At 45.6% G+C, this 22,048-nt stretch carries 19 protein-coding genes; 11 read left to right on the forward strand and 8 right to left on the reverse strand.

Going from position 1 to position 22,048, the window contains the following annotated elements; all coding sequences use genetic code 11:
• The first annotated feature begins 96 nt into the window (after window positions 1-96).
• Window positions 97-2,373, forward strand: coding sequence for a cation:proton antiporter domain-containing protein (locus tag V7Q13_RS04355; protein ID WP_333799458.1), 2,277 nt, complete (start codon window positions 97-99; stop codon window positions 2,371-2,373).
• A gap of 68 nt (window positions 2,374-2,441) precedes the next feature.
• Window positions 2,442-3,260 carry a hypothetical protein gene (locus V7Q13_RS04360; RefSeq protein ID WP_333799459.1) on the forward strand — a complete coding sequence of 273 codons (819 nt, stop codon included), beginning with the start codon at window positions 2,442-2,444 and terminating at the stop codon, window positions 3,258-3,260.
• A gap of 99 nt (window positions 3,261-3,359) precedes the next feature.
• On the opposite strand, the gene V7Q13_RS04365 is transcribed toward V7Q13_RS04360, so the two are convergent.
• Window positions 3,360-4,115 (reverse strand): geranylgeranylglyceryl/heptaprenylglyceryl phosphate synthase, encoded by a 756-nt coding sequence (locus tag V7Q13_RS04365; RefSeq protein ID WP_333799460.1) that lies wholly within the window; start codon window positions 4,113-4,115, stop codon window positions 3,360-3,362.
• Window positions 4,116-4,322: 207 nt separating this feature from the next.
• On the opposite strand from V7Q13_RS04365, the gene V7Q13_RS04370 reads away from it, so the two are divergent.
• On the forward strand, window positions 4,323-5,231 hold the full coding sequence (locus V7Q13_RS04370; RefSeq protein WP_333799461.1) for a hypothetical protein: 909 nt from the start codon (window positions 4,323-4,325) through the stop codon (window positions 5,229-5,231).
• Window positions 5,232-5,316: 85 nt separating this feature from the next.
• On the opposite strand, the gene V7Q13_RS04375 is transcribed toward V7Q13_RS04370, so the two are convergent.
• Both V7Q13_RS04375 and V7Q13_RS04380 read right to left on the reverse strand, forming a co-directional pair.
• On the reverse strand, window positions 5,317-6,255 hold the full coding sequence (locus V7Q13_RS04375; protein ID WP_333799462.1) for a hypothetical protein: 939 nt from the start codon (window positions 6,253-6,255) through the stop codon (window positions 5,317-5,319).
• 55 nt (window positions 6,256-6,310) lie between these two features.
• Window positions 6,311-6,949: a bacteriocin fulvocin C-related protein gene (locus tag V7Q13_RS04380; RefSeq protein ID WP_333799463.1), complete on the reverse strand. Its 639-nt coding sequence runs from the start codon at window positions 6,947-6,949 to the stop codon at window positions 6,311-6,313.
• A 349-nt stretch (window positions 6,950-7,298) separates the two neighbouring features.
• Between V7Q13_RS04380 and dxs the strand changes: the two genes are divergently transcribed.
• The 4 genes from dxs to V7Q13_RS04400 all read left to right on the forward strand — a co-directional run bounded on the left by dxs (window position 7,299) and on the right by V7Q13_RS04400 (window position 11,751).
• Entirely contained in the window at window positions 7,299-9,236 is a 1,938-nt protein-coding gene (gene dxs / locus V7Q13_RS04385) for a 1-deoxy-D-xylulose-5-phosphate synthase (protein WP_333799464.1), read from the forward strand.
• 93 nt (window positions 9,237-9,329) lie between these two features.
• Window positions 9,330-9,749, forward strand: coding sequence for a ribosomal maturation YjgA family protein (locus tag V7Q13_RS04390; protein WP_333799465.1), 420 nt, complete (start codon window positions 9,330-9,332; stop codon window positions 9,747-9,749).
• A 180-nt stretch (window positions 9,750-9,929) separates the two neighbouring features.
• Window positions 9,930-10,457 (forward strand): hypothetical protein, encoded by a 528-nt coding sequence (locus V7Q13_RS04395; protein ID WP_333799466.1) that lies wholly within the window; start codon window positions 9,930-9,932, stop codon window positions 10,455-10,457.
• A 106-nt stretch (window positions 10,458-10,563) separates the two neighbouring features.
• Complete coding sequence (locus tag V7Q13_RS04400; protein ID WP_333799467.1) at window positions 10,564-11,751, forward strand: phospholipase D-like domain-containing protein; 1,188 nt, start codon at window positions 10,564-10,566, stop codon at window positions 11,749-11,751.
• Here V7Q13_RS04400 and V7Q13_RS04405 read toward each other — a convergent pair whose 3' ends face one another.
• The 3 genes from V7Q13_RS04405 to trxA form a co-directional block, all read right to left on the reverse strand.
• Window positions 11,752-12,762 (reverse strand): metal-dependent hydrolase, encoded by a 1,011-nt coding sequence (locus tag V7Q13_RS04405; RefSeq protein ID WP_333799468.1) that lies wholly within the window; start codon window positions 12,760-12,762, stop codon window positions 11,752-11,754.
• A gap of 35 nt (window positions 12,763-12,797) precedes the next feature.
• Window positions 12,798-13,544 carry a DUF6508 domain-containing protein gene (locus V7Q13_RS04410; RefSeq protein WP_333799469.1) on the reverse strand — a complete coding sequence of 249 codons (747 nt, stop codon included), beginning with the start codon at window positions 13,542-13,544 and terminating at the stop codon, window positions 12,798-12,800.
• 152 nt (window positions 13,545-13,696) lie between these two features.
• Window positions 13,697-14,071 (reverse strand): thioredoxin, encoded by a 375-nt coding sequence (trxA, locus tag V7Q13_RS04415; protein WP_333799470.1) that lies wholly within the window; start codon window positions 14,069-14,071, stop codon window positions 13,697-13,699.
• A 262-nt stretch (window positions 14,072-14,333) separates the two neighbouring features.
• On the opposite strand from trxA, the gene V7Q13_RS04420 reads away from it, so the two are divergent.
• Entirely contained in the window at window positions 14,334-15,452 is a 1,119-nt protein-coding gene (locus V7Q13_RS04420) for a TlpA disulfide reductase family protein (RefSeq protein ID WP_333799471.1), read from the forward strand.
• 124 nt (window positions 15,453-15,576) lie between these two features.
• A complete protein-coding gene (locus V7Q13_RS04425; RefSeq protein ID WP_333799472.1) occupies window positions 15,577-16,269 on the forward strand; it encodes a DUF1003 domain-containing protein in 693 nt (230 codons plus the stop codon).
• A 122-nt stretch (window positions 16,270-16,391) separates the two neighbouring features.
• Here V7Q13_RS04425 and katG read toward each other — a convergent pair whose 3' ends face one another.
• Window positions 16,392-18,614 (reverse strand): catalase/peroxidase HPI, encoded by a 2,223-nt coding sequence (katG, locus tag V7Q13_RS04430; RefSeq protein ID WP_333799473.1) that lies wholly within the window; start codon window positions 18,612-18,614, stop codon window positions 16,392-16,394.
• Window positions 18,615-18,978: 364 nt separating this feature from the next.
• Here katG and V7Q13_RS04435 point away from each other — a divergent pair, with 364 nt between their 5' ends.
• Both V7Q13_RS04435 and V7Q13_RS04440 read left to right on the forward strand, forming a co-directional pair.
• Window positions 18,979-19,872: an ABC transporter ATP-binding protein gene (locus tag V7Q13_RS04435; RefSeq protein WP_333799474.1), complete on the forward strand. Its 894-nt coding sequence runs from the start codon at window positions 18,979-18,981 to the stop codon at window positions 19,870-19,872.
• A 130-nt stretch (window positions 19,873-20,002) separates the two neighbouring features.
• Entirely contained in the window at window positions 20,003-20,785 is a 783-nt protein-coding gene (locus V7Q13_RS04440; protein WP_333799475.1) for an ABC transporter permease, read from the forward strand.
• Window positions 20,786-21,086: 301 nt separating this feature from the next.
• Here the strand turns inward: V7Q13_RS04440 and V7Q13_RS04445 are convergent, their stop codons facing one another.
• Window positions 21,087-22,016: a TIGR01777 family oxidoreductase gene (locus tag V7Q13_RS04445; RefSeq protein WP_333799476.1), complete on the reverse strand. Its 930-nt coding sequence runs from the start codon at window positions 22,014-22,016 to the stop codon at window positions 21,087-21,089.
• Between the last annotated feature and the right edge of the window lie 32 nt (window positions 22,017-22,048).

The raw sequence follows: 22,048 nt of genomic DNA on the forward strand, positions 1-22,048 counted from the left end.
TGCACAGCTACTCCAACGGCATTCAATATTTTTTTCTATATTATTGCAACAATGGTGATTTCAAGTTTTAATTTTTTCACTTAAGTAACCTTGATTATGGCGCATTTACCAGCATTAATACATGACTTAGCATTAATACTGATTACTGGTGCAGTAGCCACATTGTTATTCCGGCAAATTAAACAGCCACTTGTATTAGGGTACATTATTGCAGGCTTTTTTGTAGGCCCGTATTTTCATTTTTTACCTACGGTAGCCGATACAGAAAACATTAAAACGCTGGCAGAAATTGGTGTCATCTTTTTACTCTTTAGCCTGGGTTTAGAATTCAGTTTTAAAAAACTCATGCGGGTTGGCGGCACCGCTTCCATCACTGCATTTGTTGAAATTGCATTCATTACCGTTGCCGGATTTTTTACAGGCAAATGGTTGGGTTGGTCATCTATGGACAGTTTGTTTTTAGGAGGTATGCTGGCCAGTTCTTCCACCACTATTATCATACGTGCATTTGATGAGCTAGGTGTAAAAAATAAACAATTTGCCCGCATCGTTTTTGGAGTATTGGTGGTAGAAGACATTGTAGTGATTTTATTAATGGTATTGCTATCCACCATTGCGGTTACACAACAGTTTCAGGGAAGCGAAATTATTTTTACCGTATCCAAACTGTTATTCTTCTTAGCTATTTGGTTTATAGCAGGTATCTTTTTGCTGCCTACAATTCTTAAAAAAGCCAAACACTTACTGGATGAAGAAACCTTGCTGATACTGGCACTGGGCCTTTGTTTGGGCATGGTGATACTGGCTACTCAAGTTGGTTTTAGTGCAGAGTTGGGTGCCTTTATTATGGGCTCCATTATTGCAGAAACAACCTTTGCCGAAAAAGTTGAACACCTGATAAAATCTGTCAAAGATTTGTTTGGTGCGATATTCTTTGTATCTGTGGGTATGATGATTAATCCGGAGGCTATTGTACAATATGGCTGGCCGGTATTTGCCGTTACCATGCTCACTCTTTTCGGAAAATTATTCAGCACTACATTGGGCGCTGTGCTATCCGGCCAGCCGCTCAAACAATCGGTGCAGGTAGGCATGAGTATGGCGCAAATTGGTGAATTCGCATTCATTGTGGCTACGCTTGGCTTATCGCTGGGGGTTATCTCCGATTTCCTTTTTCCGGTAGCCGTAGGCGCATCCGCTGTTACTACTTTTACCACTCCATACCTCATTAAATATTCTGAACCGCTGTACAATTGGCTGGAGAAAAAACTGCCGGCAAAGTGGACACAAAAGTTGAACCGATACGCATCGAGTACGCAAAAAATTCAAGCAGAATCTGAATGGAAAACAGTGGTTGCTGCTTATAGCAAAATCATGGTTAGCAATTTGATTATCATTGTTGCCATTGTAATAGCATCCATCCGGTTTATTTGGCCATTTTTCCAAACATCGATTGACAATATACAAATCAGCAATTTGCTAAGCATGATTGCCACACTGGTACTTAGTGCACCTTTCATTGTTGCACTCATCAATAAGCAACCGAAAACACATGCGCATAAAGAACTGTGGTTAAATAAAGCTTACAATAGAGGGCCGCTCCTTATTATCGAAATTTTCAGGGCATTGGCAGGCATCAGCATTATTGTATTTGTGGTGTTTAAAGTATACAATAATCTTACTGCTATTGTGATAGCGGTGCCCATAAGTGGTGTAATCATTTGGCTGTTTGCCAAAAGATTGCAACTGTTTTACCAACGCATTGAAAGTCGTTTCCTCCGCAATCTGCATGCCCGTGAAACGGAAGAGTATCAATCACTCACTGCTACCGTACAACGCAATCAAGATGCCCTGCAAACAGAGCTGTACAATTGGGATGCACACATTGTACAACTGGAAGTACCTGCACAAGCCTGGTACATAGGCAGAACATTGCAGGAGCTAATGTGGCGGGAGCAATTTGGCATCAACATCGTGTATATCAAACGAGGCGAAGGCGTCATTGCCACGCCAGATAAACAGCAGATTTTACTGCCTCATGATTTGATTGGTTTGATTGCTACCGACAACCAACTTCAAAACTTCAAACCGGTATTTGATACGTTGATTACTACCGACAATGCACAGCTCGAAAGCACCGACACTATTGGTCTTGAAAAAGTATTGGTGAATGAATACACGCAGCTGAAAGGTTTGTCCATTCGTAACTCTGGTATCCGCGAAAAAACAAATGGTTTGGTGATAGGCATCATTAGAAAAAACCAGCAGTATTTAAACCCAGATTCCTCCATGGTATTTGAATGGGGTGACATGATTTGGATTGTAGGCGACAAAAAGAAAATTCAGTATTTAAAAAAACCGCTTGCCTCCTAATGCTTCGGCAATCAACAGTCCTTTCAGTAAGATGTCGCCATGATTAACACTCACTAAAATGTTTTGGTATGGAAAAACGATTCATTGTGCTACTCGATTTAGGAGAACATTCAGCAGCGTTGCTTCGCTATGCATACGAATGGAGCCAATTGGCCAATGCAGCACTGTTGCTGCTGCACCAAACAAACATTGTTGTGCCGGGTCTTTCTCATGCCGAGTACAAACAAACACTCACCAACAACGGCAATGAAGAAGCCTTACGTGATTTGGAAGCATTGGTTCAAAACACATTGCCCCCAGAAGCTGTTGTTCAATATCGCGTTTCATCTACACACCTGCTCGAACAATTAGAAGAGCTGCTGGCAGCACCTTTTGAGCAAATGATTTTTGCAGGAGCAAAAACAACCGGACTCATCAAGCGGCTTTTTCTCGGAACAAAAACTGTCGATATTATTGAACATACCAATACCACTTTAGTGGTGATGCCTTCCGACTTTTCATCTTTTACCCATCGGCATTTGTGGGTAGCCATTGCTGAAAAGCATGCATTCAACACCAATTCTTTTCATCAGTTGCTGTCCTTATTTCCGAAAAATGAAACAAGCATTACCTTCTTTTCCATTGCTCAAAAAAACGAGAACATCTTCCCCATTGAGCAATCCTTACAAACATTGAGCAACCAGTATAGCAATACTTATACCAGCGGCATTGCCATTTATGAAGGGGCAGATACGGCTTCCGATTTGCAAATGATTATTCAACACCCCCGGCAAGAAATTTTGGTAATGCAAAAAGGTACACGTGATTTAACGGATATCTTCTTCAGAAAATTATTGGTGAATGAAGTAGTGTATGATGGTCGTACTCCGCTGATTATTCTTCCTTAAACTGTCAGTGAAACATCAATACAGCTACACATTACAGGCAAAGCAAAAAGAAGAATCAATAAATGAATTTGAAAACAAATAGTTGAGTACTGACTATGGTCAGGCATTTACGCGACTGCTGTGCACAGCAGCAGCAATTTCTTTTATCAGCAATGGATCTTTTTCAATGGCATTGCCCACCACAATTACATCGGCACCGGCCTTGCAATTGCGATACGCTTTTTCGGGCTCGGTAATGCCGCCACCAATAATCAGCGGGGCTTCAATTATTCCGGCCACTTTTTCAATCATGCTTTCAGTAATGGGCTTGCGGGCACCACTGCCGGCATCCATGTAAATGAGTTTCATGCCCAGCATTTCGCCAGCCATGGCAGTGCACATGGCAATTTCATTTTTATCGGCAGGTATGGGAGCTGCATTCGAAATGTACGATACCGTTGTTGGCGCACCTCCATCAATTACCATATAGCCGGTGGGCATTATTTCGAGCCCGCTTTGTTTTACTACTGGTGCACTTATCACATGCTGACCTATGAGCAACTCCGGATTGCGACCACTGATGAGGCTGAGGTACAACAATGCATCGGCATACTTGCTTACCTGACTAGGGCTGCCGGGAAAAAGAATAACGGGGATATCGGTTTGTGCTTTAATGTGCTGTACACAATCATCCAAATGGTTGCTGATGACCAGACTGCCCCCCAGCAAAAAATAATCGACCCTCGCATCAATAGCCAACCGCACCAGCTCATCCAAACCGTTGCGGTTCACTTTATCGGGATCAATCAGCACGGCAAAACTCTTTTGGCCTTTCTGCTTCCTCTCTACAAATATGTCGTACAGCCTGTGCTTCATTCGCATTGAGTGTGCAACAAAAATGCAATAAAAAACGGGACGGCTAACCTTCCCCTTCAATTTTCTTTACCCAAAGCCCCAACAACCCGCTGAAATTCAGTGCTCATTGTAGTTGTTTGCGGCTTTTCCGGCAGGTCTTTTCCCCAATGCTTTATTAATATTTACCTGCCGGAAGGGGTTTGGCGTTTAAATTGTACTGCCAACCTCATGATGCGTCATTTTTTCCTTACTCTTATAATGGGCTTGCTGCTGCAGGCGGCTTCAGCTCAGTATATAATTACCGGCAGCTGGTATGGCCGCGGCGAATCGAAAGCGGGCCTTACCTACAACAGCTACCTGTGCGAACTCATTTTGCTGAAAAAAGGCAACAACATTACCGGCACCCTCAACTACTTTTTTGGCCAGCACGAATACAGCACCAAGGTAAGCGGTGTGTACTGGCCCGAATCGGGCACCATTGAGTTCAAACCTTTTAAGCTCATCAGTTTTTTTGCCAAAGACAATAATGCCCCCGATTGCCAAATGGACGGCTCTCTCACTTTGTACACCAACGGGCCCGACAGTGTGCTCTATGGCCAGCTCAACCCACTGGAAAACTACCGCTACGGCTGCCCCATTATTAATATCAGCCTGCAAAAAGCCAAGCCCCAACCCACGGCCAGCCTCAAAAAAACACAGGCCGGTGCCGGTGCGGCCATTTCTGCAATGTCCGCCAAAAATGCCGATACGTCTATCGCACAACAGTTTCAGGTGCCCGCCTCCGTATCAGCCCTGCAGCAGCGAACTTTTGTAAAAGGCCCGCTGATTGAAGTGGATACCGACACCATTATGCTACACCTGTACGACAATGGCAAAATGGATTTCGACACGGTGTCGGTTTTCTTCAACCGGCAGCCGGTGGCCGAGCACAAACTACTGGGCCTCACCCCCATAGAAATACCATTGGTACTCGCCGCCGGCGAAAATGAAATAGCCCTGTTTGCCGAAAACCTGGGCGAAATACCGCCCAATACCGCCCTCTGCATTGTGTACGCAGGCACCCAACGCTACGACCTGAACCTCTCCAGCAGCCTGGCCACCAACGGTACCATAAGAATTAGGAAAAAGTTGAGATAGCTAATAAATTACGAGTTTGGAGATTGCATTTTGCGAAAAACGTAGGGAAATAAATAATGAGATAACACTATTGAATAATTCTTATTTATTCCTTCTGACTATAGTGCTTACCAAGCCAATTATTTATCTGTCCCAGTTTTTTTTTATAGATGATTAAGGAATCTTTCGCATCATATCCTAAAGCGCTTATTGAGTTTTCATATTTACCGAGAAACAAGAATTCCATAGGGAAAGAAGCCATTGGAGTATTTGTGATAGAATCCAATGCGTTATTGACGTCATACAAATAGATAATTCCTGGCGTAACATTTTTGGCCGCATGCTGCAAAAAGGATTCCCATTTGCTGACTTTCCCTGCACAAATCATGACAATATCAACCGAAATGGTAGATGTATTTTGTCTGAGCTTTTTGAGCATGTGTGCTTTATCCTCACAAGGGGGACATCCCACAAAGTAACATTCTACCAATCGCACTGGTGCACGGGCTGTATCCTGAAACTTAACCCATTTACCATCAACTGTTTTGAAAGTACTGTTTGCAATAGTTTTTAAAACTATCGGCGTCTTTTTAGCAATCATAGACTTCCGGGCCAATGGCACTACATAGAAGTTTATCACAAACAGAAAAACAATAGACAAAAAAAATGCAAGGGCAACTTTCACTTTGCTACAACTCTTATAAATAAATGCAAGGGCCGTTCCTAATATAGGAAAAATGGTTGCTAGTGGAGCCCGCAGAGGAACTAAATCCTGTCCATTAAAGAAAGTTAAACAATCAATTATTATAGGAATAATAATGCAAATGATAAATAACCTTAAAGATGGCGGGTAACCCCTTAACAAGAAAATTGCAAGAAAAAAATGAATAAATGTTGTTTGCACATAGACTTTGCCATAAGAGAATTTATAAGACATATTGAGTAAACCCAATATGAAGGTTGCATTATAGATAACCACAACAGATAGAAAAACAAATGCAAAAACTAATAAAGTTTTTGCATTTGAAATTTGCGAAGAGCTCATATGAATTAATTACCACTTGTGATGTCTTATGTGACAAGAATTTAAAATTATATAATCAGGGAAAAACTTCACAACGTCCTTTACAATTAGAAGTGCCTGTAAGACCGCATCCTCCATCTTTGGTAGGCTCACAAAAGCCAGCTGTTTTATTACAATTATTTCCTGAACCAGGGCATGAAATATTGTAAAGGCAATTGCAGGTTGCTGCAAGCATCGAAACGGCCAGTGTTTTAGGGTTAAGTTTCGCTAATATTTTCTCAGAATCCAATAAAGAAAAATCATTTGAGAAATAGGGTAATTCAATTAATAAAAATTGCTGAGATCTTGAAAAGTTTTCTTCGATTTCCGGACTATAGTGATCTATAAAAGATTCTCCCAATTCGGGATTACGAAACAATTTTTCCATTCCATGGAGACTGATGAAATCTAAAACTTTTTGTACAATTTCAATTTGCTTTGCATTTAAATCTTTCTTTTCATCTGTAATGATATGTTTTAGTTTGGCCTTCCACAGTAGCTCTTTTTCATTCATTGTTAAGTCTAAATAACGCTCCTTCATTTCAGGAATATTAGAAGAGGCTATTACTTTTTGGGTTGCAACACTAAGGTTTTCGATGTTAATGATATCAAATTTGACTTTAGAACACGAAGTGAACAAAAGCAAGCAAATGATAAAAGAAAATGAGTTTTTCAAAGTATATATTTTAGTTGATGCTAAATCGCACATAAGATGAAAAGGTATTTCTGACATAAATATACCATCAAAGTCTATTAATATTTAATTAACACCAAGCAATTGATATTGTCTATTAGTGGATTTGATTTACCCGTAACCCTAAATTGCCAAAGAATAAATTCGTTTGATTCTTTGGGGAAATCAGCGGAATTATATACTACGAAAAACCAGAATTGAGAACCAGGGATTTTACCGAATACGTCATAATGTAAACAACAATCCGTCAGATTGCCTGTTATGATGATGCTATTTGCATAAGCAATTTACCTACGTATTAATCCTATTTTTGCGCCTACCTCAATTGAACATGGAAATAACCCCCGGAGCATTACTCAAACAAATAGACAGCCCGGCCGATTTGAAAAAATTGAGCCGTGAGCAACTACACCAGGTGTGCAATGAACTGCGCCAATACATTATTGACGTGGTAAGTGTGCACGGTGGCCACTTTGGCGCCAGCCTTGGTGTGGTAGAACTGTCTGTGGCATTGCATTATGTATACAATACGCCTTACGACCAGCTGGTATGGGACGTAGGCCATCAGGCTTATGGCCATAAAATACTCACCGGTCGCCGCGATATTTTTCCCAGCAACCGCAAATACAAAGGCCTGAGTGGCTTTCCCAAACGCAGCGAAAGCGAATACGACACCTTTGGCGTAGGCCATAGTTCTACCTCTATTTCTGCAGCGTTGGGCATGGCACTGGCGGCCAAGTACAAAGGCGAAGACCGCAAAAGCGTGGCCGTGATTGGCGATGGCGCCATGACTGCCGGTATGGCTTTTGAAGCCATGAACCACGCAGGTGTCAGCGACGCAGACATGCTCATCATCCTCAACGACAACTGCATGAGCATCGACCCCAACGTGGGTGCGTTGAAAGAATACCTGACAGACATTTCGCTGAGCCCCACCTACAATAAGCTGAAAGATGACGTGTGGAATGCCATTGGCAAACTGCCCGTAGGCAAAAGCTTTACCCGTGCCATGGCCCACAAAGTGGCCGAAGGCATTAAAGGCGCCATCAGCAGCAGCAGCAACCTGTTTGAAGCATTGAAGCTCCGCTATTTTGGCCCCATCGACGGGCACAACATAGCCAAGCTGGTAGATACACTGGAAGACCTCAAGAAAATTCCGGGACCAAAAATCCTGCACATTGTTACGGTAAAAGGTAAAGGCTATGCCCTGGCCGAAAAAGACCAAACCTTGTGGCATGCTCCCGGTTTGTTTGATAAAGTGTCCGGCGAAATCGTCAAGAAGAAATTCAATACGCCTCAGCCGCCCAAGTACCAGGATGTGTTTGGTCACAGCATCATAGAACTGGCAGAAATGAATCCCAAAATTTGGGGTGTTACGCCGGCTATGCCCAGCGGTTCTTCGCTGAAGTTTATGATGGAGAAAATGCCTGACCGTGCCATCGACGTGGGCATTTGCGAACAACATGCAGCTACTGTGAGTGCCGGTTTGGCTACACAAGGCATGCGGGTGTTTTGCAATATCTACAGCAGCTTTATGCAAAGAGCCTACGATCAGGTAGTGCATGATATTGCTATTCAAAAACTACCCGTAACGCTTTGCCTCGACCGTGCCGGTTTGGTAGGCGAAGATGGTCCTACGCATCATGGTGCTTATGATATACCGTATTTCCGTTGCATTCCCAACATGATCATCAGTGCCCCGATGAATGAGCAGGAATTGCGCAACCTGATGTACACTTCGCAACTGGAAAGCACTACGCTGCCCATGGTAATTCGCTACCCCCGTGGCGAAGGTGTAATGCCTGAATGGCGGACGCCATTTGAAGCCATTGAAATTGGCAAGGGCCGCAAGCTGAAAGATGGTGAAGAGGTAGCGATTCTGAGCTTTGGTCACCCGGGCAATTTTGCCAAAAGTGCCATGGTAGAACTGCATCAGTACGGCATCAACCCCGGCCACTACGATATGCGTTTTGCCAAGCCATTGGATGAAGCCTTGCTGCACGAAGTATTCAGCAAATACAGCAAGATTGTAACCATTGAAGACGGCACCACTATTGGTGGTTTCGGTAGTGCTATACTAGAATTTATGGCACAGCATGGTTACAGTGCTCAGGTGAAAATGCTGGGCATCCCCGATCGCCTGGTAGAGCATGGCACACTGAAAGAGCTGCATGCAGAATGCGGTTACGACGCCAACGCCATTGTAGCTACTGTAAAAGAACTGATGAAAGACAAAGTACAGGTAACCAGCGGCGCATTGCTGCAATAAAGACCTGCTAGAATAATACGATACAACGCCGGCCATTGGTCGGCGTTGTTGTTTTTGCGCCAATTGGTTTCCGTTATATTCGTAGCCATGAACATGGCAAATCTATCAGGCTTCTCCCGTTGGCAATATGCTGTGGCGGCGCTATTGCTGTTGCTCATCGAAATAGCGATAGCCCTGTTTGTTCACGACCGCTTTGTACGGCCTTACATTGGCGATGTGTTGGTGGTTGTCCTCATCTATTGCAGCGTTAAATCTGTGAAACCTTCTTTGCCATGGCGCAGCACCGCCATAGCAGTATTGCTTTTTGCCTTTGCCATTGAAGGCCTGCAATACTTGAAGCTGGTGCGTTTACTAGGTTTGCAACACAACCGGCTGGCCCGCACCATCATTGGTACCGATTTTGCCTGGGCCGATATGTGGTGCTATGTAGCCGGCATTGCGTTGGTTTGGTGGATTGAATTTCGAAGAGAATCATCATCCCGGAAAGTTGGCAGTTGGCGGGAAAATCTGTGAATCTGCGGCTATTTTTTTCGCCATAAATGCACAGATTAAAACAGCAAAACAATAGTTGTACAACAGATATTCAGCAATCTTTAAAAATGATAGGTGGTTGCTTGTTGGTCTTTAACCAAACTATATCATCTGCATTGTATCATGCCTCTATGGTGATTCGTTTTTACAGAAACGAAAAACATGATGCGAATAAGAATGCTGCTATTGCTCAGCGTTGTTTTTACCCAAGTTTTTGCCCAACAATACAGCACTGCTGCAGGCATCAGATTGGGTGGCGACATTGGACTTACCTTACAACAACAGGTGGCAAAAAATATAACGGTAGAAGCCTTACTGCAACAGCGCATTTTACATCGCCAAACCACCGGCACGGTCTTGCTGGAAAAACATTTCCCATTGGCAGGCAAAGGCTTTAACCTCTATGCCGGGGCTGGTCCGCATATTGGGCACTGGGGACGGCGCAACCCCGAAGCAAACAGCAACAACCAATTGCTGTATGGTGCCACGGTAATTGCGGGCCTTGAAATCAAACTCGGCAAGCTACTACTGAGTGCTGATTACAAACCAGCTGTCAACATCAAAGGCGGTTGGCAAACCTTCGACAGCCAGACCGGATTATCGGCCCGCTACATTTTTATTAAAAAAGCCCGGCCTGCTAAAAAGAAAAGAGAGCCTATTCATTGGCCATGGCAGAAAAGAGACGCATAGGTATTTCAGACGCTATCGAAACATACGCCAAAACTTCTTCATTCATACTAACACCATATCTGTTTCAAGTAGTTGAATGAGATTGTACCTTCATGATAATCACATCATGAAACGCAACCGCCATCAGTTTTTATTGAGTCAGTATCATCACAACCATGCCGTGCAATTGGTGCATGGTGGTAAATCGTATTTTGATAAGCTGATTGCAATGATTGATAGTGCCAGCAATTGCATCCATTTACAAACATATATTTATGAAAATGACGCAACAGGGCAGCAGGTTACGCAAGCCCTGATAGCAGCTGCGGGTCGTGGTGTGGCGGTATATGTATTGCTCGATAGCTACGGCTCAGAAGGCTGGAAACAAAGCTGGCCTGCCGCACTGGAAGCAGCAGGTGTTCATTTTCGTTGGTTTAGCAGCGTTGCCAACAATCAGCATTTTTATCTTGGTCGCAGGCTGCACCACAAAGTGGTAGTGGCCGATGCGCAACGTTGTTTGGTAGGTGGTGTCAACATCAGCAACCGGTACAATGATTTGCCCAATGACCCTGCCTGGCTCGACTGGGCATTGTACTGCGAAGGTCCTGCCGCAGCTATACTCGATGTAGTTTGCCTACGCATTTGGCAGCGGGATGTGAGCCGCAAAAAAAGACTGACCGCTCAACAATTCGACTGTGATACCAGCTTGCACAACTGCATGCCCGTAAGAGTACGCAGAAACGATTGGGTACGAGGCCATGTGCAAATTACCCGCAGCTATCTGGAAATGTTTCGGGAGGCCCAATCGCACATCATGATGATGTCGAGTTATTTTTTGCCCGGCAGAAAAATGCGCAAAGCCATGCAGCAAGCTGCCAACAGAGGCGTCAAGGTTTGTGTGATTACTGCAGGAAAATCAGATGTAAAAACCGCAAAATATGCAGAGCGGTATTTATACAATTGGATGCTGCGCCACAACATGCAGATCTATGAATACATGCCCCATATTTTGCATGGCAAACTCAGCACCTACGACGGCAAATGGGTAACTGTTGGCTCATTCAACGTGAACAACATCAGTACTTTTGCCAGTGTAGAATTAAACATGGATGTATTGAACGACCGCTTTGCACAAGACGTGGAAGTGCAACTCAAATACATCATGCAGCACCAATGTACGTTGGTCGACAATGACTCGTTTACCCGACAAACCAAGTGGTATCATCGCCTGTGGTACCGCATCAATTACGATTTCATCCGCATCACGTTCTTCTTATTTACGTTTTACTTCAAACAAGAAAAGCGTCAACGCTAGCTACTCTCCAATTGTTCTCTTGACCAGCCCCTTTGCTACCTGCCAGTTCCAGCCTTTAAAACGACCACGCTGCACAATCACTTTGTTGTCATCGGGATGTTGTAAAAAATAATGGAACACAAAACGACCCCGTGGGTTTTGCCAGCCCAGCATTTGGCCAAACCGAAGGTCGTTGAACACCAGGCTGTCATTCCATTGTTCTACCGTATAAAACTCTTGCGAAAAACGAATGAGTTGCTGCACATCCGTATGATCAGCTATGGTATCGAGCAAGTGTTGATTGCGGGGAAAATATTCGAAGTGTATGCTGTCGGTTGTATCAAATAAAGAACGAAAGCCTACATGATAGCCGCTATCGTTACCAGCCACCACAAACCACAGCCAGTTGTTGAGCGGAGCCGGTGTGGTAAAATATCGTTGGTGTGGAATGTGCTGTTGTGCAAAAGCCTTCTTCACCGTACTATCTATCGTCCATTTATTGAAGCTGCAATACACGAGGTATAATGCGGGCATGAGTAAGCCCATCATCCACCACATTTTTCTTTTTGCCGCAGGCTTTTTGCTCCACCAAATAGCCACACAAGCCATTGCCGGAATGATGCTGAAAAACGGATCGGCCACATACACAGCATTGAAAGAAATCCGCTCATGACTGAATGGTTCAAACCAACCGATGCCATAGTTATTAAACGCATCCATAAACAGGTGCAATCCAACTGCCACCCCAAAAAACAACAGCCACTGTGCCATGCGAATGTTGTGTGGGCGGTGCAGCCTGTCGGCGGCCAACGCCAGTGCTGGCGTAGCAATTAACCCAAACAGCAGCGAATGCGTAAAGCCACGATGAGCTAGCAATTCTTCCGCAGTAGGCATCCAAAAGCCAGCTACAAAATCGATGTCGGGCAGGCTATTGGCCAGTGCGCCCCACAGCATGGCTTTTTTGCCCAGCTTTTTGCCCAGCATGGCTTCGCCAATGCAGGCGCCAATGGCTATGTGCGTTAAAGAATCCATGCCGCAATGATACAACGGATTTTGACCATGCCCCGCTAATCGAGGGTGAGTACTTGCACACCGGTGCGTTGCTCCATGGCTATGATGATGCGTTCGATGGTTTTGTTGTTGTAATAAAATTCAATGCTGCCTTCGTCGAAAGGTTCGGATAAAATAATGGCGGATAAATACATGGACAGCTCCAGCAGCGATGAGCGGTAAAAACTAAACTTAGGATTGCGCAGGTTGACCCAACCTCTATGCCATGCATGCCAGTTGAACTCGAACACCACCCCATAACTCAGCAATAACTGATGCCATTTTTTAAACACCGGATGATGAAGCACATTAATAGTAATGCCAGTATTGCAAAAATGCAGATAGCCTTCAAACAGTTGCTGCCATTGGGCTGGCGTTATATCGCTCAGCAATTGACGCTGCCGCTCAAACACCGGATCTTTTGCATTGAACTGATGCCGTTTGTAAGCCTTGTAATGATCGTACACTTCGTGCAGGTACCATTCCAATGCCCAGCTGTCTTGCAAAATAAAAGCATCATCGGGTACTGCTTCTTCCGAATCCAGTTTCATTGTTTCTGTAAGTAGCACAGGCGTTTCAAAAGCTGTGATAGCAGGTTGCACTTGCCCATTGCCCCGCCAGCGAAGTATGCCGGCACAATTGCCTTGCAGTACTATTTGCAGCCGGCTCTGCGGACATTCCAAATAGCCATCGTTGTTGAGCTGCATGAGCACCTGCTCGCCATGCAACAAACATTCGGGGCAATATCCATCAAATTGTACCATGTGTAAACGTCAGAAATTTATGCATTTTAAACCTGCCGCAAACTACAGGCCATTCCTTTTTTACAAAAAGACCTTCATCATCTTTTAAAAAAAACATGCACAAGCCAAAGCCTGTGCATGCTGTCATTAAAACCAAGTTGTTCGTAAAACGCTTATTGTTCTGTTGCCGTTTGGCCCAGCAGTTCTTTATCAATCACTGATTTCAGTACATGCTTGGGCAGTGCTCCGGCCTGCATCATAGGTTTGCCTTCCATGGGTATGAACAGCAAAGAAGGAATGCTCTGAATACCAAACACCATGGAGAGTTCTTGTTCGGCATCGGTGTCTACTTTATAAATGTCTACCTGCCCGGCGTATTCATCGCTAAGTTGCTCCAGCACGGGAGCCACAGCTTTGCAGGGGCCGCACCAGTCGGCATAAAAATCAATGAGGGCGGGCTTATCGCCGCTAAACGCCCATTCGGTAGCGTTTTCGTAGTTAAATACTTTAGCCTTAAAATCGGCGGTGGTCATTTTTATTGTTGCCATAATAAATCGTTTACAAATGTTTGAATTGGAATGGATGTAGCACAAATGTAGCCCCCATCACAGCAACTGAAGGGGATATTCGTCACACAGAAAGCGCAGCAAAACAAGTAGGTCCCATTAACAGGCCGGTTTGCCGCGGCCCCAAAGCGGGCTATGGCAGGCGGCGGATGTAAAGAACTGCAAAAGGGGAGCCATAAGTATCAAACATTACCCATCGGTTTAACAAATACACCTTTCTTTGCCACCTAATTTATTCTGACAAATGAACAAGCTGATTCTGGCACTGGCCGCCGTAGCGCTGTTGGGTGCATGCAAACAAAAAGACGCCAACAGCCTCGAAGGAGGTTCGGTAAAAATTAAAGGTACCATTGCCGGTGTAGATACAGGCTGGATTGAAATGATTGTGCCTTCCCGTGAATCTGAAAAAATAGATTCCATTAAAATTGATAAAGCCAGCTTTGAATATAAGCTGGATGTAAAATCGCCCGACCTGCTGGTGATGCGTTTATCGGGCACTCAGGGTGCAGAGCTGGCCTTTTGGGGCGACCCCGGTACAGTAACCGTTACTGCCAATAAAGACTCGATGTGGACATCGAAAGTAGAAGGCGGCGCTACCCAAAAACTGTTTAAAGATGTAGAAGGCAAGGTTCGCTCCATTATGGAAAAAGGACAACCCCTGTACGCCAGCTACATGGCGGCGCAGCAGCAGCAAAACATGCAGGAAATGCAGCGTATAGAGCAGCAAATGATGGGCCTGCAGGCGCAAGCCAAAGAAGAAGCCGTAAAGTTTGCCAAAGCCAACAACGGCAGTGTTATTGCAGCTTACCTCGGCCTGGTATACCTCGGCCAGCAGCCCGGTAGCGAAAGCGAATTGAAGAAACTGTACGACACCCTTTCTCCCGCAGTAAAAAATACATTCTTTGGTAAAAAGATGAATGAGATTGTAACTGCGTCTGCAGCTACTTCCATTGGCTCACCCGCTCCTGAGTTTGCCATGAACGATGCCAGCGGCAAACCCGTTTCGCTCAGCTCTTTCAAAGGCAAAGTGGTACTGGTAGATTTTTGGGCCAGCTGGTGTGCTCCCTGCCGCGAAGAAAACCCCAACGTGGTGGCCGCTTACAATCAGTTTAAAGACAAAGGCTTTACTGTATTCGGCGTATCGTTGGATAAAGACAAAGCCGCTTGGGAAAAAGCCATTGTAGATGATAAGCTTGCGTGGACGCATGTAAGCGACCTGAAATACTGGGACAACGCCGCTGCCAAGTTGTACAAAGTGCAATCTATTCCTGCCAACTTTTTGCTGGATAAAGAAGGCCGCATTATTGCCCGTGACCTGCGTGGCCCGGCCCTATCCGCTAAGCTGGCCGAAGTGCTGAAGTAAACTCCTGAAAGTAGTAGACATAAAAAAGCAAAAGAGGAATACCAACGGGTATTCCTCTTTTGCTTTGGGCTTGTGTTGTAATTTTAAATACTACTTCATTTTAAAAAATGACAGGCCCCTTCCTATGCTTCAATCCCATATCTCAAAAAAACCGGTTCGCCATTCAGAGGCCATTTTTGGCCACGACATAAGAACGGCCATTTTCAACCTCATACTGGCCAGCCATCCCGATTTTACAGCAGACAGTGTACTGTCGATAGACGAACTGAACCAATTTAGGCGGCAATACCTGGCAGAACTGGTGATGCAGGAAAAAGGTGAACTGGCAGCCATCGACCAAGATGTAATGGCCGCCATTCAAACAAACACCATTCTCACCGAAAACATTGAACCCAATATAGAAGCCCAACTCACAGCCGGCCAAAAAGCAGCAGATAAAATTGCCAGCTTTGGCGGCAGCTGGGGATTCATTTTGCTCTTTTTCGGATTTATTCTGGCATGGATGTCCGTCAATATCTGGGCACTCAACAGCAAAGCCTTTGACCCCTATCCCTTCATTTTGCTCAACCTTATTTTATCATGTGTGGCCGCTATTCAGGCCCCCATCATCATGATGAGCCAAAACCGGCAGGAGCAAAAAGACCGGCAAAGGGCCGAGCAGGACTATAAAATCAACCTGAAAGCAGAGTTGGAAATAAAACTACTGAGTGAAAAAATGGATCACCTCCTTATTCATCAAAACAAAAAACTGCTGGAAATACAAGCCATTCAAATAGACTATCTCGAAGACCTGATGAAGAAGATGGGAAAAGCCTGAGTGCAGCTTTTTGCTATAGACTTATGATGGAAAAGCTTGTAAAACACCAGCCACTTTACCCATCAAAAAAAGCCGGCCCAGTATTACCTGAGCCGGCTTTGTATGTTTTGCTTCGTTGCAGCTTATGCCAGCTCGAAGCGGTCGAGGTTCATTACCTTATGCCAGGCGGCTACAAAGTCGTGTACAAACTTTTCGGCACCATCGGCGCAGCCATATACTTCGGCTATGGCACGAAGTTCTGTGTTGCTGCCAAAGATGAGATCAACACGGGTACCGGTCCATTTTACAGCACCGGTTTTGCGGTCGCGGCCTTCAAACAAATCCTGCTTATCGCTGGTAGCACGCCAGGTGGTGCTCAGGTCGAGCAGGTTTACAAAGTAATCGTTGCTCAGTACACCGGGGCGGTTGGTAAATACACCATGAGCCGAGCCATCATAATTGGCGCCCAACACCCTCATGCCACCCACCAGGGCAGTCATTTCAGGCGCAGTCAGGGTCATCAACTGTGCTTTGTCTACCAGTATATCTTCAGCCATGGCCGCACAGCGGTGGTTTTTGGCATAGTTGCGGAAGCCATCTGCCATGGGTTCGAGCACAGCAAATGAAGCTACATCGGTTTGGTCTTGAGAGGCGTCGGTACGGCCGGGGGTGAAGGGTACTTTTACAGCTACACCTGCATCGGCTGCTGCTTTTTCAATAGCAGCTACACCACCCAGCACAATCAGGTCGGCTATAGAAATTTGCTTGCTTGTTTGCGCCGCATTAAATGCCTGCTGAATGCCTGCCAGCACATCGAGCACCTTGCTCAATTGTGCCGGGTTGTTGGCTTCCCAGTATTTCTGAGGTGCCAGGCGCAAACGGCCGCCATTGGCACCGCCACGCTTATCGCTGCCGCGGAAGGTAGAAGCCGAAGCCCATGCAGTAGACACTAATTCTGCCACCGTGAGGCCGCTGGCCAACAGCTGCTTTTTCAATTCGGCTACATCTGCATCACTTACCAGTTCGTGCTGTACGGCAGGCACGGGGTCTTGCCAAATGAGCACTTCCTTTGGAACTTCGGGGCCAAGGTAGCGGCTCAGCGGACCCATGTCGCGGTGAGTAAGCTTGAACCAGGCACGGGCAAATGCATCGGCAAACTGGTCGGGATTTTCGTAGAAACGGCGGGAGATTTTTTCGTATGCCGGATCAAAACGCAATGATAAGTCGGTAGTAAGCATGAATGGCTTATGAAACTTACCGGCCACATGTGCATCGGGCACGGTGGCTTCTGCATTTTTAGCAATCCACTGGTGAGCACCGGCAGGGCTCTTGCTCAGCTCCCATTCGTATTCAAACAAATGGCGGAAAAAATCGTGGCTCCATTTTGCAGGCGTGGTTGTCCAGGCACCTTCCAAACCGCTGGTAATGGTATCTTCTGCATTGCCTTTGCCGAAGCTGTTTTTCCAGCCCAAGCTCATTTCTTCAATAGGAGCACCGGCTGGTTCGCGGCCTACGTACTTGCTTGGATCGGCGGCACCATGGGTTTTACCAAAAGTGTGGCCGCCGGCAATAAGGGCAACAGTTTCTTCGTCATCCATAGCCATGCGGGCAAATGTTTCGCGGATGTCACGTGCTGCTGCAATAGGGTCAGGGTTGCCGTTGGGGCCTTCGGGGTTTACATAAATCAAACCCATTTGCACCGCACCCAGCGGGTTTTCCAAATCGCGGTCGCCGGTGTAGCGTTTGTCGCCCAGCCACTCGCTTTCGCTACCCCAGTAAATGTCTTCTTCGGGTTCCCAAATGTCTTCGCGGCCGCCGGCAAAGCCAAAGGTGTTGAAACCCATGGTTTCCAATGCCACGTTGCCAGCCAAAATCATCAGGTCGGCCCAGCTAAGGCTTTTACCATATTTCTGTTTGATGGGCCACAGCAGCAGGCGGGCCTTGTCGAGGTTACCATTGTCGGGCCAGCTGTTGAGCGGCGCAAAACGCTGGCTGCCACTGCTGGCGCCACCACGGCCGTCGGCTATGCGGTAGGTACCGGCGCTATGCCAGGCCATCCTAATCATGAAGGGGCCGTAATGGTTGTAGTCGGCAGGCCACCAGTCTTGTGAAGTGGTCATCAACTCAGCCAGGTCTTTTTTCACCGCCGCCAAATCCAATTTCTTGAAAGCCTCGGCATAGTTGAAGCCTGGCTCCATGGGGTTACTCATCGATGAATGCTGACGCAGGATGTTCAATTTCAACTGATTGGGCCACCAATCGCGGTTGGTGGGCGCAGAGCCAGCGGTTCCTTTGTTCATAGAACCGTTGTGAAACGGGCACTTACTAATGTCGCCCATAGCATGCGAAGCTGTGTTTTGTTCCATATACTTTTTTAATTGATTGATATTTCTCAGGCCGCCAAACATAGAACATCGGCAGCATAAGTTTTATTTATAATTATTATCGAATTATAGTCAAAGACTATAATTTTTATATCAACTGCAACAGGCATTATTTCTCTGCAATAATTGGCAACGCAAAGCATATAAAAGTACCAAAACAAGTTGGGCTTTCCTCGAAAGGAAAGTTTAATTGCAGGTTATTTTCATGTGGTAAAAAGTAGCTTGGCTCATAGTTTGCTGACTGGTTGTGCAATTGCTTTCGAGTCGTTTTTTCCCAATCAGCCATGGTATATGCCGATGGTCATGAAATGTTGGGCAAATGCAGTGCAGCACTTATTTTCACTACATGGCACACGTACTCGAAGTAAACAACCTTGTAAAACACTATGGCCGCATACAGGCACTCAAAGGTGTAAGCCTTACGATACCTAAAGGCACGGTGTATGGCATTCTTGGCCCCAACGGCAGTGGCAAAACCACTATGCTGGGCCTAATTATGAACATATTGCAACCCACCTCGGGCAGCATTCAACTGTTTGGCGAAACACCCACCGCAAACCATCGCAAAAAGATTGGCACCCTGTTGGAAACGCCCAACTTTTACCACTACCTGAGTGCCGTGCAAAACCTGCGCATTGCAGCCGCCATTAAAGGAGTGAGCAACCCCGACATAGATGGCGTACTGGAAAGGGTAAACCTGCTGCAACGCAAAGACAGTCCGTTTCAAACCTACTCGCTGGGTATGAAACAACGCCTGGCCATAGCCAGTTGCCTCATTGGCAACCCGGAAGTGATGGTGTTTGACGAGCCCACCAACGGCCTCGACCCCGTGGGCATTGCAGAAATACGTGACCTGATTAAAAAGCTGGCACTCGAAGGCAAAACCATTATTATGGCCAGCCACCTGCTGGATGAGGTTGAAAAGGTGTGTACCCATGTAGCCATTTTGAAAAAAGGCGAACTCATAGCCAGCGGTCATGTAGATGAAATACTGGCGCATGATGATGTAGTAGAAGTTGGTGCCGCTAACGGAGCTGCATTAATGCAGGCACTCCGCAGCATGCCACTCAATACCGGTGTGCACGAAGCCGAAGCTGGCAAATGCAGCATTCACTTTGCACAGGGCACCGCCGATCTGGCTGCGGTAAACAAATATTGTTTTGACCAGGGCATTGTACTCAATCATTTACAACAGAAAAAGAAAAGCCTCGAAAGCAAGTTTATTGAACTGACTGAATGAGCAGGAAATATTGAATAAGAAATAAGGAATGAAGAATAAGAAATTGAAAAACTTACTCTGATTTATTTGCCTTTTTGCATTTCGCTTTTTGCTTTCAGCCTTCTGCTTTTAGCCTCTTAAAAAACATATTATGAAATCGCTACTACAAATAGAATGGATGAAAATAAGGCACTACAAAACCTTCTGGATTTTGTTTGCCCTCTTCATCATCTCCGTGTTTGGTTTGAACATGATTGTGTTCAAAGTAAAACAAGCCATTGACGAAGCCGACCCCTTGCTGAAAGCCATGACCAGCGGGCCTTTTGGCTTTCCCGAAGTATGGAAAACTGTTGGCTGGCTCACCGGCTGGCTGCTGTATTTTCCGGGCTTCATCATGATCTTTTTGGTGACCAATGAATTTACCTACCGCACCCACCGGCAAAACATTATTGATGGCTGGAGCCGCAAACAGTTTGTGAATGTAAAACTGGTGATGGCTGCCATCCTTGCTGCTATTTGCACCCTCATGATGGTGTTGGCATCGCTGGTGTTTGGCTTTGCTTCGGGCACTTCATTTTCTGTAAGCAACCTCGAGTTTATCGGGTACTTTTTCCTTACCAGCTACACATATATGCTCTTTGCATTTATGCTGGCGTTGTTTCTGCGGAGAGCGGCGTTGTCGGTGGGCATCTTCTTTATCTACGCCCTTATTTTCGATAACCTGATTAGTGGTTTCATTAGCGGGCAAACCAACACGCCATTGGGTAGCTACATAGCACCATTGCAGGTGGCTGATGATTTGTTTCAGATTCCGTTTATTGGTAAAATGCTGCCCAACCGGCCAGAGCTGTGGATTCTGCTGGTCATTATTGCTGCATGGATTGTGTTCTACCACTTTATATCGCTGCGCAAATTTGAAAAACAGGATTTGTAAAGCAAACAATCTGTATCAATAAAAACGGGCAAGCATCTGGATGCTTGCCCGTTTTTATTATTTCTCAATTTTTTCTTGTTGTTGCGAACAGATTCGCTTACAACTACGAAACTGATTGTAATGTGTCATTGTTACTTTCTTTTTCTTGAAAAAAAGAAAGTAACCAAAGAAAATTCAAGGCAAACCCGATGCCTCCGGCCGTTTTGCCCGGCCAACGCCTCCCCCTGTGGCACTCAATGACAAATCCATTTTTTAAACAAAGTCTACCCTAAAAATGCACTACCGATAGTTTGATAATTGCTTACTTCCCAGCCAAATCTTGCAATGCTTTTTCTATGGTTGGAAACTGAAAAGCAAAGCCCGCTGATTGAATTTTATGTGCCGAAACATTCGTGCTTTTCAATACTTCCACACTGCGTTCGCCCATCATAGTTTTGAGCACAAATTCGGGTACGTTCATTTTGACGAACGCTTTGCCGTGCATGGCTTTTGCCAGTATTAGCGTCAATGCTTCGTTGCTTATAGGATGTGGGGCTACCGCATTGTACACACCATTTACCGAAGGTTCATACAAGGCGTAAATAATCATGCGGCAGAGGTCGTGAATGTGAATCCAGCTCACCATTTGCCTGCCATTGCCAAGTACACCTGCCACCCTGAATTGCAGCGGTTTTTTAAACTCAGCCAAAGCGCCGCCATCTTTCGCCAGTACAATACCAATGCGGGGTATCACCAAGCGGCGGCCCATGCTGGCTACGGGTGTTATAGCGGCTTCCCACAAACGGCAGGTTTCACCCAAAAACTGTGCATCTGCAGGATCCGTTTCTACAAACGCCGGATGACCCGGCACATCGGCACCATACCAACCAATGGCTGATGCACTCACTACTGTACTGATTTTATTGTCGAGGGTACGCAAAGCTTCCGCAATGAGCTGCCCGCTTTGTACACGACTGTCAACAATTTCTTTTTTGTAAGCATCGGTCCATGGCTTGGCTACCACAGGGGCGCCAGCCAAATGCACCACCGCATCTGCTGCTGCCACCGCAGCAGCATCTATAAAGCCAGATGCTACATCCCATTTGGCAAAAGACAATCCTTGTTTGGCAGGCTGATGGGCGGGCTTTCGGGTAAGCACAATCACTTCGTGACCCGCCGCCAACAACATGTTGGTGAGGTATTGCCCTACCAAGCCTGTGCCACCAGTAATCAATATGGTTTTAGGATGCATGTGTACAATTTATGATATAACAGCAACGCTGC

The sequence above is a fragment of the Phnomibacter sp. genome (genome assembly GCF_036803085.1).
Taxonomy (GTDB): domain Bacteria; phylum Bacteroidota; class Bacteroidia; order Chitinophagales; family Chitinophagaceae; genus Phnomibacter.